The sequence below is a fragment of the Calothrix sp. NIES-3974 genome, from assembly GCF_002368395.1.
GTDB lineage: Bacteria > Cyanobacteriota > Cyanobacteriia > Cyanobacteriales > Nostocaceae > NIES-3974.
In genome coordinates this window covers 3,954,328-3,968,237 of sequence record NZ_AP018254.1, presented here as the reverse complement: position 1 = coordinate 3,968,237, position 13,910 = coordinate 3,954,328, and the positions used below count along the sequence as shown (strand labels likewise).

The 13,910-nt window shown below is 39.0% G+C and carries 16 protein-coding genes and 1 pseudogene; 5 read left to right on the top strand and 12 right to left on the bottom strand.

What is annotated here, in order from left to right; all coding sequences use genetic code 11:
* Positions 1–17: 17 nt before the first annotated feature.
* The 6 genes from CDC37_RS24435 to CDC37_RS15940 form a co-directional block, all read right to left on the bottom strand.
* Positions 18–659, bottom strand: a complete 642-nt coding sequence (locus CDC37_RS24435) for an IS630 family transposase (protein WP_197707004.1) — start codon at positions 657–659, stop codon at positions 18–20.
* A complete protein-coding gene (locus CDC37_RS24980) occupies positions 572–964 on the bottom strand; it encodes a helix-turn-helix domain-containing protein (protein WP_096619812.1) in 393 nt (130 codons plus the stop codon). The genes CDC37_RS24435 and CDC37_RS24980 overlap by 88 nt, the downstream gene beginning before the upstream one ends.
* Before the next feature lie 37 nt (positions 965–1,001).
* Positions 1,002–1,172 (bottom strand): pentapeptide repeat-containing protein, encoded by a 171-nt coding sequence (locus CDC37_RS24430; RefSeq protein WP_157780763.1) that lies wholly within the window; start codon positions 1,170–1,172, stop codon positions 1,002–1,004.
* Between the two features lie 291 nt (positions 1,173–1,463).
* Positions 1,464–1,952, bottom strand: a complete 489-nt coding sequence (locus CDC37_RS15950; protein WP_096623069.1) for a kanamycin nucleotidyltransferase C-terminal domain-containing protein — start codon at positions 1,950–1,952, stop codon at positions 1,464–1,466.
* Positions 1,953–1,961: 9 nt separating this feature from the next.
* A complete protein-coding gene (locus tag CDC37_RS15945) occupies positions 1,962–2,228 on the bottom strand; it encodes a nucleotidyltransferase domain-containing protein (protein ID WP_096623067.1) in 267 nt (88 codons plus the stop codon).
* 62 nt (positions 2,229–2,290) lie between these two features.
* On the bottom strand, positions 2,291–3,145 hold the full coding sequence (locus CDC37_RS15940) for a GNAT family N-acetyltransferase (protein ID WP_096623065.1): 855 nt from the start codon (positions 3,143–3,145) through the stop codon (positions 2,291–2,293).
* A gap of 277 nt (positions 3,146–3,422) precedes the next feature.
* Here CDC37_RS15940 and CDC37_RS15935 point away from each other — a divergent pair, with 277 nt between their 5' ends.
* The 3 genes from CDC37_RS15935 (at position 3,423) to CDC37_RS15925 (ending at position 6,325) form a co-directional block, all read left to right on the top strand.
* Positions 3,423–4,442 carry an ABC transporter ATP-binding protein gene (locus tag CDC37_RS15935; protein WP_096623063.1) on the top strand — a complete coding sequence of 340 codons (1,020 nt, stop codon included), beginning with the start codon at positions 3,423–3,425 and terminating at the stop codon, positions 4,440–4,442.
* Positions 4,443–5,261 carry an ABC transporter permease gene (locus CDC37_RS15930; protein ID WP_096623061.1) on the top strand — a complete coding sequence of 273 codons (819 nt, stop codon included), beginning with the start codon at positions 4,443–4,445 and terminating at the stop codon, positions 5,259–5,261. It begins immediately after the preceding gene.
* Positions 5,262–5,524: 263 nt separating this feature from the next.
* A complete protein-coding gene (locus CDC37_RS15925) occupies positions 5,525–6,325 on the top strand; it encodes an ABC transporter permease (RefSeq protein WP_096623059.1) in 801 nt (266 codons plus the stop codon).
* Positions 6,326–6,347: 22 nt separating this feature from the next.
* Here the strand turns inward: CDC37_RS15925 and CDC37_RS15920 are convergent, their stop codons facing one another.
* Entirely contained in the window at positions 6,348–8,102 is a 1,755-nt protein-coding gene (locus CDC37_RS15920; protein WP_096623057.1) for a Rieske (2Fe-2S) protein, read from the bottom strand.
* 569 nt (positions 8,103–8,671) lie between these two features.
* Between CDC37_RS15920 and CDC37_RS15915 the strand changes: the two genes are divergently transcribed.
* On the top strand, positions 8,672–9,514 hold the full coding sequence (locus tag CDC37_RS15915) for a HEAT repeat domain-containing protein (protein ID WP_096623056.1): 843 nt from the start codon (positions 8,672–8,674) through the stop codon (positions 9,512–9,514).
* Positions 9,515–9,566: 52 nt separating this feature from the next.
* On the opposite strand, the gene CDC37_RS15910 is transcribed toward CDC37_RS15915, so the two are convergent.
* Both CDC37_RS15910 and tnpA read right to left on the bottom strand, forming a co-directional pair.
* Positions 9,567–9,947 carry a nuclear transport factor 2 family protein gene (locus CDC37_RS15910; protein ID WP_096623054.1) on the bottom strand — a complete coding sequence of 127 codons (381 nt, stop codon included), beginning with the start codon at positions 9,945–9,947 and terminating at the stop codon, positions 9,567–9,569.
* Between the two features lie 315 nt (positions 9,948–10,262).
* Positions 10,263–10,659: pseudogene (gene tnpA / locus CDC37_RS15905) on the bottom strand (IS200/IS605 family transposase).
* Positions 10,660–10,747: 88 nt separating this feature from the next.
* Between tnpA and CDC37_RS15900 the strand changes: the two are divergent.
* Positions 10,748–11,926, top strand: a complete 1,179-nt coding sequence (locus CDC37_RS15900; protein ID WP_096623052.1) for an RNA-guided endonuclease InsQ/TnpB family protein — start codon at positions 10,748–10,750, stop codon at positions 11,924–11,926.
* 59 nt (positions 11,927–11,985) lie between these two features.
* Here the strand turns inward: CDC37_RS15900 and CDC37_RS24420 are convergent, their stop codons facing one another.
* From CDC37_RS24420 to CDC37_RS25570, 3 genes are read right to left on the bottom strand one after another with little or no spacing between them, the layout of a single operon-like run.
* Positions 11,986–12,627: an IS630 family transposase gene (locus tag CDC37_RS24420; RefSeq protein WP_197707004.1), complete on the bottom strand. Its 642-nt coding sequence runs from the start codon at positions 12,625–12,627 to the stop codon at positions 11,986–11,988.
* On the bottom strand, positions 12,540–12,932 hold the full coding sequence (locus CDC37_RS24975) for a helix-turn-helix domain-containing protein (RefSeq protein WP_096619923.1): 393 nt from the start codon (positions 12,930–12,932) through the stop codon (positions 12,540–12,542). The genes CDC37_RS24420 and CDC37_RS24975 overlap by 88 nt, the downstream gene beginning before the upstream one ends.
* Entirely contained in the window at positions 12,929–13,057 is a 129-nt protein-coding gene (locus CDC37_RS25570) for a hypothetical protein (protein ID WP_255408815.1), read from the bottom strand. Before CDC37_RS25570 ends, CDC37_RS24975 begins: the two co-directional genes overlap by 4 nt.
* Positions 13,058–13,910 lie beyond the last annotated feature (853 nt).

Below are 13,910 nucleotides of genomic sequence, written 5' to 3'. Positions count from 1 at the left end.
TACAGCAGATTCGAGGTTTATGAGGTACAGTAGCAACAATTAGTAAACCAATTTTTTAGATGCTTTGGATCAACTAATGTCAGTGCAATTTTAATTAAACCATCAACTACAGATGCACTTTTAGGAGAAAACTGTTTTAAGAACGCTTTTAATTGTGACCACCAATGTTCAATTGGATTAAATTCAGGGGAATAAGGAGATAGATAAAGAACACTTGCTCCTACAGATTCAATCAAAGGCTTAATCTCTTCGACTTTATGTGCTGGCAGATTATCCATTACAACGACTGCACCAACCCATAATTGTGGAAGTAAAAAATGCTCTACAAAAACTTTATAAGCTTCTCCATTCATTGAGCCATTTAAAGTCATCACAGCTAAGACTTTTTTGAAGCTAATTCCTCCAATTACACTTATTTTTGCACCTCGGTAATATGGTTTAAAATCATAAGCTCTACTCCCGCGATCGCTTCGAGCATGAGTTCTAGTCAAACCAAGCAAAACACCCATTTCGTCTATAAACACAAGGTTTTCTGGGTCTATGTGTTTTACTTTCTCCCAATATTCTAATCTCAGTTTTTGGACTCTTTCTGTTTTCGCTTGGCTGCTACGTAAAGTCTTTTTTTTCGAGTTAATTCTTGTTTTTGCAATGCACAACACATCACACTTGCACACACCCAAATGTTATATTTTTCTCCAAAATACTCGCAATATTCCAATAAAGTTAAATCCGGGTAACTTTGAACCATTTCTGCTAATTCGCTACCGTAATCATCTAGCTTACCCTTCATTGCTCCACCTTGCTTTTTGGGTTCTAGATGCCCTTCCAATTTTTTTTGCCTGATTAGCTTCTGCACATAGCTTTTTGCTATACCAAACTGCACAGCTACTCCTCGAATTGATGTATCACCCTTTTCGTAAGCACTTACTATTTTTTCTCGTAAATCGATTGAGTAGGGTTTCATTTTAATTTTTGATGCACTAATAACAAGTGTACCTCATTTACCTCGAAAGTGCTGTATCTGCATGGCTGAAATTCGCACCAGCCAAATTTTTACCACGAAAAGAACGCCCCCGTAGTTTTTGATAGGAGAAGTTTATATCGGTTAATTCGTGGTTTTGATCATCATGAGTAAACATCGCGATCGCGCAGCGACTCCTCCAGAGTTTCACATCTACAAGTGTAGTTAGATTATCTACAACCTTGATAAGTGCTATTTCGGAAAAATAAAATATCTAGATTTGACTCCTCCTGTGTCTGTAGGTGCTTTCTGATGTTAAAAGCAATTTCATCCAGTTGAGAGCGTCGGCTTTCATCCCAATTTCATGAATATAGTGAGTAACCGCTGCTTCGATTCCAAACCATTCCGGTAGAAGCTGTAGAATTTTTTGACATAAGTAGGCTTGACCTAACTCAGCCTTTGTAATCTTAATCATTCTATGTTTTTCTCTGGTATTTTGATTTTATATTGGAGCGATACATCTTTTCTCAAGATTAAAGTCATTTTCCAAAGCCCATTCAACTAAACCCACCCAGAACATTTCTATGGTCTTTGCAATGGTGTCAAAATCATTTAATTTACCATCCATCACTATTTTGCATAACTCTAAATACCCTTGTGGTCGATTCTCAAATTCAAGTGATTCCTTTAGCATCAATGCTCTAGTTGAGTAGCATTTTTTGTGAGCTAATCCAATTGCTAATGCTCCTTGTTCGGCGATACCACAGGCTAAAATAGGTAAATAACCCATATTGCTTGTTAAACGACTATTACGTAACTTACCAATATCCTCATAGATGTTACCAATAATAATTTCACGGATAGCATCAACAAACAATTCTTGAGGTAAAGACTCAAGGGTATTTTGAAGCTTGATGAAAAAGTCATGGCTACCATGCAACAGCTTTAAATCAAAATAAGCACCATGCGTTATTGCCCAGTCTTCATCCACCGTTGCAGCTTAATTGAGGATAACATCTTCACTCTCAAAATTTATCTCAATCTTACATCCATCTTCAATCCACTCCCACGAGTAATCTTCTTCTTCTGTGTTCAGGATGCATTTGATTTCAATATCTGAATAGAGTTGATCTGTACCCCGTGCTAAAGAGCCATATAAACCGATTGCAATCACTTGTTTTTCCTTGAGAGTAAGAATTCTTTGAATTATTTGATCAGCTAGGTTTAAGCGATCTATTTGCTGTGTTGGTTTAGGTTCTAAAAACATAATTTTGACAAATTCCTTTAAAAATATTCATGTAGCTTCATGATTTTCAACCAAAGCAAGCCCTATTTCCAGTAGCTAGAGTAGCACTGACCAATAATTTGAAATTCTAGAGATTTGTAAAGGGCGATCGCTCCCGCATTATCCTTATTCACCCACAACCTTACCCTGGGATAGGTCTGTAATAATTCCTCCAGCAAGAACACCAGTAATTTACGCGCAAATCCCCGTCTACGGAATTGGGGGAATGTAAAGGGAGCAATGACAAGCGCATCGCGTCTAGTTGTAGTATAGCGGACTACAGAAACAATTTGATTTTCATATTCCAAAACAGCAATGTTGCGTTTCTGTATCCAATTATCCCAAGGGTGATTTAAACTACCACTACCTCTTTCTGCTAAATAAGCTGCTGCATAGGCTTGTAACACAGGCTTATCTTGACTGATAGCCCAACGTCCTACACCACCTAGAGGAATTTGCTTACAAACCATGACAAATTGCTCACATTCCCGTTGGGGTGAATATTGTTGTAAGAGTAGGGGATGAATCCAATTTTTGGTTTGCAAAGAACTACATACTTGCTGAGGACAACTGCGTTGAGTTGCTTCTTGGAGTAGAGATTTGGCTGTTTCGTAGTTACAACTTTCTATTAATACGCTTGTACTACGAGTCCTTGCCATCATAATCCCTTGGATATTATTGACATCCAGGGAATTATTTGGGGATGGAGTGTAAGCGATCGCAACTAATCCACCTTGTTTGTGGGGAATAATTTTGTGTTGGAGAAGATAATTGAGAGCTAGTTCTAAATTGGGGTTTTCGATTTGCTGGTTTTCCAACAACACAGTTACAGTTTGAATCTGTTCTAGAGAAGGAGTTTGGATAATTTTTAGTTCGCTTGATGTACTGCTATCCATCATTCATTTACCCAGATGATGATGATAGATACAGTTTCTTATTTGTGATTTTCGACATCAAAATCTGGATAATCTATCTTTTTGAGTGCGATCGCAGCTTTCGGATATGAACAAGGATAATATCCATGTTCCGGAACCATCTCTGAAAATAACTCGATAAAAATCTAAACTTTCGTGGAAATTAGGGAAATTGTAGGGTAGTATTCCATAAATCGAAAGACACTATCGTTTTATCCACCGCTTATTACTCGAACATTTTACTGATATGCTGGTTTAGTATATGTCTCATATTCTGGTTGAAAACCTGAAAAAAACCTTTTTGGTATCAGAAAGAAACTCCGGATTACTAGGTTCTATCAAAGGACTTGTGCAACGCAAAGCCAAAGAAGTTCATGCACTTAAAGGAATTTCCTTCTCAATTCAACAGGGGGAACTCGTCGGTTATATTGGACCGAATGGAGCGGGAAAATCCACCACCATCAAAATTTTAAGTGGTATTCTCGTCCCTTCAAGTGGTAAATGTGTAATTAATAACCGTATTCCCTGGGAAAATCGTGTTCAGCATGTCAGACATATTGGGGTAGTGTTTGGTCAACGCACTCAATTATGGTGGGATTTACCTGTGATTGAGTCCTTTGATTTGTTACGGGATATTTATCGGGTTCCCCAGGTGCAGTATGAAAAGATGCGAGATGAGATGATAGAAATACTTGATTTAGCGAGTTTTCTATCTACTCCCGTCAGACAATTAAGTTTGGGTCAAAGGATGCGATGTGATTTTGCAGCAGCAATGTTACATCAACCAGAAATCCTATTTTTGGATGAACCCACAATTGGGTTAGATGCGGTATCAAAACTTGCAGTGCGAAAACTGATCAAAACCGTGAATAAAACCCATAACGTCACCACTATCCTGACTACCCATGATATGGATGATATTGAAGCCTTATGTGACAGAATAATTATTATTGGTGGAGGTGAAATACTTTGTGATGGTTCCCTAACGCAATTGCGATCGCAAGTTTCTTCCCGTCGCTACTTAAAAATAGATTTGAAAGTAGATACTAACAATAATTTAAGTAATCCATTTCAATTTGACTCACCGGAAATTAATATTATTTCTCAAGCAGGTCGTACTATTACTCTCTCATTTGACCCAACAAAAATATCTGCCGCATCCTTAATTAATCAAGTCACATCCCAACGGGAAATCGAAGATTTATTTGTCGAAAATCCCCCAATTGAAGAGATAATTGCAGAATTATATGCAAAATCGGGAGCCAAGTTAGGAGATATCTAAATGCAAGCATATTATTCCCTATTTATAGCTAGATTCGCCCTACTTTTGCAATACAGAATTGCAGCGTTAGCTGGGATTATCACCCAGATGTTTTGGGGTTTCATCAAAATCATGGTTTTGCAAGCATTTTATACAAGTAGCACCTCTCCCCAACCAATGACATTCACTGAAGCTGTTGGTTATGTGTGGTTAGGACAGGGATTTTTATTTGCGATTGTTCCTTGGGGTGGTGACAAAGAAACTCAAGCAACAATTCGCTCTGGTGCTGTGGGATATGACTTACTCCGACCAATCGACTTATATAATTTCTGGTTTGTACGCTCTTTAGCAATGCGAATAACCCCCTTATTTCTGCGCGCAATTCCCCTTTTATTTGTGGCATTTTTGCTTATTCCCTGGCTAGGCTTACCTGAATGGGGACTCAGTTTTCCTCCTTCCAATACGGCTGCAATTGCTTTTTTATTATCATTTATTGGGGCAATTATCCTGTCTTCAGCTATTACCATGTTGCTGACGGTTTCAATGATGTGGACTCTTTCTGGTGAAGGAATAAATAATATTTTACCTCACCTAATTACCATTTTTTCGGGAATGGTTGTACCATTACCATTTTTCCCCGAAAGTCTACAACCATTACTCAACGCGTTGCCATTTTCTGGACTCCTTGATCGACCTTTTCGTTTATTCACTGGCAATTTACCAGCAGATGCTTTACTTTGGGTTTTACTCCATCAATTTTTTTGGACCATCGTAGTTATTTCTCTGGGACGTTTTTTGGTAAACTGTGGAGTGAAAAAGTTAGTAATTCAGGGAGGATGAAAATAATTCGTAATACTCCCTACGCGGGAAACAAGCTACGTAATAGCCTACGGCAACGCTCGCGTATGTAATTATTTATTTAGCTTTGTATCGTTGCGGGATGATAATCCAATTTGTATGGGCTGAAACTTTTGTTAAATCAAGAAAAATTTCTTCGTATATATTAAAATCATCCCTTGATTATGCAACACCTATTAGTTAGTAGAGATAAAGGTATCTGTGAGTTTATCTGATTTACAATTAGCTATACAATCAGTAGGAAGATGAATGATTTTCGATTGTATTTTCGGTATATTAATATCTCTTTAAAAGCACAAATGCAGTATCGAGTTTCATTCATTTTACAAACTTTTGGTCAATTGATGACAACTGCATTCGAGTTTTTAGGTATTTGGACGCTATTTAATCGGTTTCATACGATTGGTAATTGGGAATTGGGAGAAATTGCCTTATTTTATGGCATGGTCAATACGACTTTTGCCTGTGCAGATGCTTTGGGAAGGGGATTTGATACGTTTTGGCGAATGATTAAAAATGGAGATTTTGACCGTTTATTATTGCGTCCCCGTTCGACAATTTTACAACTTTTAGGGGCGGAATTAACTTTAAAACGTATCGGTAGATTATCTCAGGGTTTTATAATTTTAATCTGGTCGCTTTCGACTCTAAATATAACCTTAAATCTGCCAAATATATGGTTACTATCTGCTTCATTTCTGGGAGGAATAGCTCTTTTTTTAGGTATTGTCGTAATTGCTGCAACTCTAACTTTTTGGACAATCGATTCCCTAGAAATTATGAATATTTTTACCTACGGAGGAGTAGAAACAGCACAATATCCCCTGGCAATTTATAGTCAATGGTTGCAACGCTTTTTTACTTATATCGTACCTCTTGCTTGTGTCAACTATTTCCCTTTGCTAGCTATATTAGGTAAAGAACAAGAATTGGCGATTCCTCAATGGTTTTGCTACCTTTCACCAATGCTCGGAATCGTGTTTTTGGTGGTTGCGATCGCCTTTTGGAAACTGGGAGAACGCTACTATTGTTCTACTGGTAATTAATCAGCGATCGCCTAATACAGTTTTACACCACATCCTCAAACAAGCGATCGCCTCGATGCAATCTATAAGCCATTTGATAGGTTTGTCCTTGCGATCGCACTGTCGGTGCGTGAGCGGCTAAATATCGGGATGCAGCGACTAAAATGTTAATCCCAGTGGGAGTATTACCCCATAGGGAATACTGACGAAAAGCAGCTTCCATCTCCTGAATTACGTGAAATTGCCGGTTTTCACGCAATAATAATTTACCTAACATTCCCAAGAGAGATTCTGGTTTTCCTCCACTGTAAAGATAGCAACCGACTAACTCCCCAACCTGGTTAACTTGCTGCTGTCGATCGAGTAAATCTGGTAGTTCCCGTAATAATTCTGCGGGATTTTCCACCGTTTTATCTGGTTTCGGAAGACGTGCAGCAGGTACATTCAGAAAGCGATCCAGATATACACTCATCGCTGCATCAAACACCCCTCGCAATAATTCCGGGGAAGCTACCCGTCGTAATCCTTGGTGGACAGCGTTGGCAAAAGTAAAGGTATGATGGGCACTATCCCAATCGTTAAAATCATTATTGGTGCTAAATTGGGCAATCCGCAAAGCTGCTGTATAGGTGACAATTGCTGCTAATTCTACCTCACCACATCCTTGACGTAGAGCAGTAAGCAGGGAATCGGCGATCGCTTGGGGATTATCACCCAGTAATATTGGTATGAGTTCCTCCCTGTGGTTCCAAGTTCCCCGTTTGCTTTTCCCCTCAGCCAAAGCACTCGGTAATTCTGCAAAAGCTGCTTGTAAAATTGCCACCAAATCCATAGGAGAACGCCAAGACCTGGATTCCTCCATGCGAAAGGCTTTGGCATAGCCTGGAACTAAACTGGTTAGGACAATTTCCGCATTTTGCCAACCTGTTGCATCCAAAGCTTCTAAAGCCTTATTGGTAAAATCTAAAGTATGACCCACATCAATATAGCGATGGTCGGTAACTACAGTAAATAGCATCTGGGCTATTTGTTCTGGAGATGCACCTACGCGAATTACCGATGCTAAACAGCGTTCTGCACCCTCTGCATCTCTCACCTCAATAAACTGACGAAACCAATTTTGTAAAATAGGTAGTTTTTCTAGATTATCCGCACCAGGTAGGGGTTGGATGGGGAAGCGAGGTGGTTGATTACTGGTATCCCCTGCAACTGCGGCTAAACCGTGATAGATAGCACGGGGTTTGTCTTCCCCATCAAGATAGGGTAATAGATTCATCATGCAAGTATGGATTGTTAAACCCGTATCCCAACCACTCTGACGGTAACGCACCCCAAAATCCAAACCCATACGAAATGGTTCAGTAGGGTTAATTTTCCTATCCAACAAAGCGATTACCGATTTGCCAATGATTAAAGAAATTCCTTTTTCTAGGCCATCCTGGAGACGCTGACGGTGGTGAGTCAACACATCTGCATGGATACCCAAATCAACCCATACCTCCCCCTCACGAATTTGGACAGGGAAAGCTGGTAAATCATCAGCCCAAGAGTCGAAGGTTCCCCCACTCATTAAATCGAAACGAGCATAGTGCCAATCACATGTGAGAATACAATCTTTCACCGTTCCCCGATGTAAGGGAAAACCCATGTGAGGACAACGATTATCTACGGCATAAATTTTATCATCCACACTCACAAGTAATAGTGTATGTCCAGCGACGGCAACAACTAATCTACCTGATTTACGAACATCATCTAACTTGGCAGCACGGACATAATTTTCATTCTGAGTATTCATTGTTAACAGTAATTTGGAAAAGTTGTGTTAAAAATATTTTTCTATTTCCAGTAACTAGAGTAACACTGACCAATAATTGGAAAATCTAGAGATTTGTAAAGCGCATCGGCACCTTCTCATGGTGTGTAATTCTCAAATTCTGGTAAGTAGGTGGGTGGTGAGTAGTGAGAGACACGATATATCGCGTCTGTACGGGGTTAAGGCTTTTTGCCGAATGATTGGTTACATTGTGGTTTTATGTTTAATTGCACCTACCTACTTTGCAGTTGTCAAAATCATCAGCTATTTTTAATACGTCAAGTTAGCAATAATCGGTACAATTTTCAAAGATGAATCGTCACTACGTGTGATGAACACTTCCTCTCCAGGTGCAACTTCTTCAATCAGCCTAATTGAGTTTCTGCTACTTGTAAATTAATTTGGTGCATGGATGGTCTCCACTGAAACCTAATATTTTAAAACTACTCCCTGTAGAGAAGACCCGACGGGTTATCTCTACCGACTCCCTGTTCCCTACCCTCACGCTTCAGACTTTTGACTGCAAACCCTACTTAACAATTGGATATCCGATGCCTGAACAAAACCAAGCAGAAAATTTACAACTAGACAAAAGCTGCACCCAGGAAATAATTCAAACTGCTTTAACAACAGAAAATGAAGATGTTTATTGGGACTTAGTGCATATTTTACGAATCCGTGGTGGAGATGAAGAATTTACAGCAGCCTCCCATTTATGCGAGGGTAAAAATCCCCAGGAAAGAACTTTAGGTGTTAACATCCTTGCCCAATTAGGGACTACACAGGGTAATTTTTGTACTCGCGAACGGGGAGAGATTTTATTAAAATTACTGTCCTATGAGGAAGATGAAAATGTTTTAGCAGCGATTGGTTATGCTTTCGGACATTTACAAGATGCAAGGGGAATTTTTCCGTTAATTAAATTTAAAAACCATGCCAATTGTAATGTCAGAATGGGTGTTGTTTTTGGTTTGAGTTGTCAGGAAGATGAGTCAGCAATTCAAGCATTGATCGAATTATCTGGTGATGTAGATAACGAGGTAAGAAATTGGGCAACTTTTGGCTTGGGTTCACAAATTGCCATCGATACCCCAGCAATTCGAGATGCTTTATATCAACGCATCATTTCCGAAGTTGAAGACGATAAAGATGACACAGTTGCTGAAATCCGTGGGGAAGCATTATTAGGTTTAGCCATCAGAAAAGATCAACGGGTCATTGAACCACTAATTACGGAATTGGAAAGCGGTTGTGTGGGAAGATTATCTGTAGAAGCTGCATTGGCAATAGGAGATAATCGGTTGTATCCTAGCTTAATGAAGTTGCAAGATTGGTGGGATGTGGATGTTGAGTTATTGCAAGCAGCAATAGCTAAATGTCAAACTTCTAATTAGCGTCGTACAACCTCGATGGCAAAACCCTCGTCAATAATCAAAAATAAAATAATTAAGTGCTACTTATAACAACGACACTTCCTGCAATTACTTTCCAATCATCATGAAACTGCTTCCAAACTCGCAGATAGCGAAATTTGCCATTGATTTCCTGTCCAAAATAATTACCTTGAATTTCCACCGTAACTGCAACAATAATATTGTCACCTATTTGGTGAATCATGCGATCGCTGGGTGTGAGTGTACGCCAGTTAACATGACCCGAACGGTAATTATTTAAATCCATTGCTTTGGTTACGGTTTGTCCATCGGGTGTGTGAAATAAAAGCTCGTCGTGCAGTAGTCGATCTAACAGTTCAATATTATTGGTTTGCATCGCTTCTAGAAGTTTCTCTTCCTTCGCGATCGCCAATTCCAGGTCGGAGGTATTCATGTATTTACAATTCTTGCCTACTTAGGGTGTTTAAAGGGTAAATAAATTAGACTTAAACCATCGCAAAGATAGTATTACAGCCATTATCCACTTTAAACTGGAAAATAAAGCAAATCTATAGACTACAATCCAGAACGTAGCACGCTGTTTACAATTATTGGAGCAGAAAGCCCACCAGCAACAGACTAAAAATCCCAAAAATTTTTAGTCTGTTGAGTTATGCGCGGGGTGGGACGGGCAGTTTGCTCAAGCCGGGAAACCCGTCCATGCAACTGCCCTCATGAATGGGAAGCACCTTTAGGTGCAGTCCCATTGTTAGCGAGTTTTTTGATTAGCAATATACTTTTTAATTATCTCACTTGAAGCGTCACCCGCAGTTCCACAAAAATAACTTCTTGTCCACATTGAAGGCATTCTCATTAAATGCGGAAATTCTTGTCTTAATACCCTAGAAGTATATCCTTTTAACCTAAACATAATTTGGTCTGGGGCTAATGTTGGAGAACTGCTCACAAAAAGATGTACATGGTCTTCCATGATTTCAAGAGCTAGAATCTCGCACCCTAGTTATGAATGTTTTTTCATAAAGCAATTCCTCAAGCCTGATAGCAACATTTCCAACTAACACCTTTTTTCGTCTTTTCGATATCCAGACGAAGTGGTAATTAATCATAGTGACTGATGTTGTCTTGTGCCTGTAATTTTCTAGCATATGTAAAGTTTTTGTCAAACTGCGGTCAATAGCTTGTATCTATCAACCATAATATACTATATTATTTTTGTCATCTCAGGGTCGAGCGATGTTAGTCTTAGAAGCGAAATTGAAGGGCAAAGAAAGTCAGTACGGCTTATTAGATGAAGCCATTAGAACGGCTTTGTTTATCCGCAACAAAGCTCTAAGACATTGGATAGATAACAAGGATGTTAGCAAGAATGACCTTCAAAAACTTTGCGCTGTTTTAGCCAAAGAATTTGATTTTGCTGGCAAACTCAACTCTATGGCTCGTCAGGCTTCTGCCGATAGAGCTTGGTGCGCTATTAAGCGTTTCTATGACAACTGTAAAGCTAAAAAGCCAGGTAAAAAGGGTTATCCGCGATTTAAAAAGCGTGGACATTCCGTAGAATATAAAACTTCAGGATGGGCTATTTCTGCCGACAAGAAGTACATCACTTTTACTGATGGTTTTAAAGCAGGGAAATTTCAGCTAGTTGGAACTCGTGATTTCAGCTTTTATTCTACTAAGCAAATTCAGCGAGTTAGAGTAGTTAAACGAGCAGATGGTTATTACTGCCAATTTTGTGTTGATGCGGAACGCAAAGAACAGCATCAGCACAATGGTAAACAAGTAGGAATTGATGTAGGACTTGAATTTTTCTACACTGATTCTGATGGTAAGACAGTCGAAAATCCCAGATTTTTGCGTAAGTCTGAGAAGTCTTTGAAACGCAAACAACGCAAAGTTTCTAGATGTAAAAAAGGCTCTTCTAATCGCCGTAAAGCTGTTAAAAAGTTGGCGAAAAAGCATCTCAAGGTAAGTAGACAGAGGAAAGATTTTGCTGTGAAGACAGCAAGAACTCTAGTCCAGTCAAACGACTTGGTAGTTTATGAGGACTTGCAGGTGCGAAATACGGTTAAGAACCATCATTTAGCTAAATCTATCAGTGACGCTTCGTGGTCACTATTCACTGATTGGGTAGACTACTATGGCAAAGTTTTTGGCATTTGGGTGATAGCAGTTGCACCTCACTACACATCGCAAGATTGTTCTGTTTGTGGGACACGAGTTCAGAAATCTTTATCTACTCGTACCCACAAATGTCATTGTTGTGGGACAGTGATGCACCGTGACCATAACGCGGCGACTATGATTTTGAACAAAGGATTAAAAAGTACTGTGGGGCGCACAGAATCTAAAGCTTGTGGACAGAACGACCTCTGCTTAAGTGGGGAAACTCCTTTAAGTAAGTCGGCTGAATGAAACAAGAATCCCACGGCTTTAAGTCGTGGGAACGTCAACAATTACAGCAGATTCGAGGTTTATGAGGTACAGTAGCAACAATTAGTAAACCAATTTTTTAGATGCTTTGGATCAACTAATGTCAGTGCAATTTTAATTAAACCATCAACTACAGATGCACTTTTAGGAGAAAACTGTTTTAAGAACGCTTTTAATTGTGACCACCAATGTTCAATTGGATTAAATTCAGGGGAATAAGGAGATAGATAAAGAACACTTGCTCCTACAGATTCAATCAAAGGCTTAATCTCTTCGACTTTATGTGCTGGCAGATTATCCATTACAACGACTGCACCAACCCATAATTGTGGAAGTAAAAAATGCTCTACAAAAACTTTATAAGCTTCTCCATTCATTGAGCCATTTAAAGTCATCACAGCTAAGACTTTTTTGAAGCTAATTCCTCCAATTACACTTATTTTTGCACCTCGGTAATATGGTTTAAAATCATAAGCTCTACTCCCGCGATCGCTTCGAGCATGAGTTCTAGTCAAACCAAGCAAAACACCCATTTCGTCTATAAACACAAGGTTTTCTGGGTCTATGTGTTTTACTTTCTCCCAATATTCTAATCTCAGTTTTTGGACTCTTTCTGTTTTCGCTTGGCTGCTACGTAAAGTCTTTTTTTTCGAGTTAATTCTTGTTTTTGCAATGCACAACACATCACACTTGCACACACCCAAATGTTATATTTTTCTCCAAAATACTCGCAATATTCCAATAAAGTTAAATCCGGGTAACTTTGAACCATTTCTGCTAATTCGCTACCGTAATCATCTAGCTTACCCTTCATTGCTCCACCTTGCTTTTTGGGTTCTAGATGCCCTTCCAATCTTTTTTGCCTGATTAGCTTCTGCACATAGCTTTTTGCTATACCAAACTGCACAGCTACTCCTCGAATTGATGTATCACCCTTTTCGTAAGCACTTACTATTTTTTCTCGTAAATCGATTGAGTAGGGTTTCATTTTAATTTTTGATGCACTAATAACAAGTGTACCTCATTTACCTCGAAAGTGCTGTAAGAATCTAATCCTCCAAAGCGATCGCGGAATTTTTGTCGTAATGTCTCTACATCTTTTAACTGTTGCATGGTTTGTTCTACTAAATTATTACTCCTGTTCAGCTCGTAGATGTTCCTGTATTTTCCAAGGTTAATCCATCAATTCCGGCTATCAATCCTTTGAGGAAAACTTCAGGAGTAATCCCCAATGCAGTCAAATCGGTCACGGGGATTTGCACTAATCCAATATCAGAAAAAGGGTTGATTAATCATAGGGGTTTCTGTTAGTATGGAAATGAGGCTGTCAGGGGCTAATAGACTCTATTGCATGAGAATGATAATCGCCTATAGGGCTACAAGCCTCTCACTGTAAGTCTTTGAACCGAAAGGAATATAGCTTCCACCCAGTCCTTGGAGGATATACTGGGTATGAGGAATGAACATTTTTTAGTAGGTTGCAGCAGAGAAATGTTTAGCGTCTACCCCGGAACGAATCACGCACATCCGGAAAACCTTCAACCATTATTGGGAAAGGGGAAAGCTTAAAACTATTCCCTGTACAGACGCGACATGTCGCGTCTCTCCCCATTCCCTACTTATATCGATTATCTTTTACTTGGAAATAAATGAAACTAGAATAATTAACGGTTATAGCTACTGATATGTAGCAATCATTAGCGTAAACGATATTAACGTGAATTCGACGAATTATAAACGCTACAATCCCTGTGAATCCATGATTTTGAAAGTTAAGGTTTAAAGTAACCTCATCCATTATTTGAGAACAAAGTCAATAACTGACTGATTCCAGGTTTAATGATTTTATTCTCAACATCATACTTGGAGGTTTTTAAAAACTTCTATTTTCTACGAATGTTACTGGACAGGAGTTTCAGGCTTTATAAATCATCGAACTCACGTGATATTAGGGCTGACTGAAAAA

Bases quoted from the DNA above. Each gene is read 5' to 3' on its own strand.
- CDC37_RS24980 (WP_096619812.1), bottom strand. From the start codon at position 964: ATGAAACCCTACTCAATCGATTTACGAGAAAAAATAGTAAGTGCTTAC.
- CDC37_RS15945 (WP_096623067.1), bottom strand. From the start codon at position 2,228: ATGTTTTTAGAACCTAAACCAACACAGCAAATAGATCGCTTAAACCTA.
- CDC37_RS15940 (WP_096623065.1), bottom strand. From the start codon at position 3,145: ATGATGGATAGCAGTACATCAAGCGAACTAAAAATTATCCAAACTCCT.
- CDC37_RS15935 (WP_096623063.1), top strand. From the start codon at position 3,423: ATGTCTCATATTCTGGTTGAAAACCTGAAAAAAACCTTTTTGGTATCA.
- CDC37_RS15930 (WP_096623061.1), top strand. From the start codon at position 4,443: ATGCAAGCATATTATTCCCTATTTATAGCTAGATTCGCCCTACTTTTG.
- CDC37_RS15925 (WP_096623059.1), top strand. From the start codon at position 5,525: ATGAATGATTTTCGATTGTATTTTCGGTATATTAATATCTCTTTAAAA.
- CDC37_RS15920 (WP_096623057.1), bottom strand. From the start codon at position 8,102: ATGAATACTCAGAATGAAAATTATGTCCGTGCTGCCAAGTTAGATGAT.
- CDC37_RS15915 (WP_096623056.1), top strand. From the start codon at position 8,672: ATGCCTGAACAAAACCAAGCAGAAAATTTACAACTAGACAAAAGCTGC.
- CDC37_RS15910 (WP_096623054.1), bottom strand. From the start codon at position 9,947: ATGAATACCTCCGACCTGGAATTGGCGATCGCGAAGGAAGAGAAACTT.
- CDC37_RS15900 (WP_096623052.1), top strand. From the start codon at position 10,748: ATGTTAGTCTTAGAAGCGAAATTGAAGGGCAAAGAAAGTCAGTACGGC.
- CDC37_RS24975 (WP_096619923.1), bottom strand. From the start codon at position 12,932: ATGAAACCCTACTCAATCGATTTACGAGAAAAAATAGTAAGTGCTTAC.
- CDC37_RS25570 (WP_255408815.1), bottom strand. From the start codon at position 13,057: ATGCAACAGTTAAAAGATGTAGAGACATTACGACAAAAATTCCGCGAT.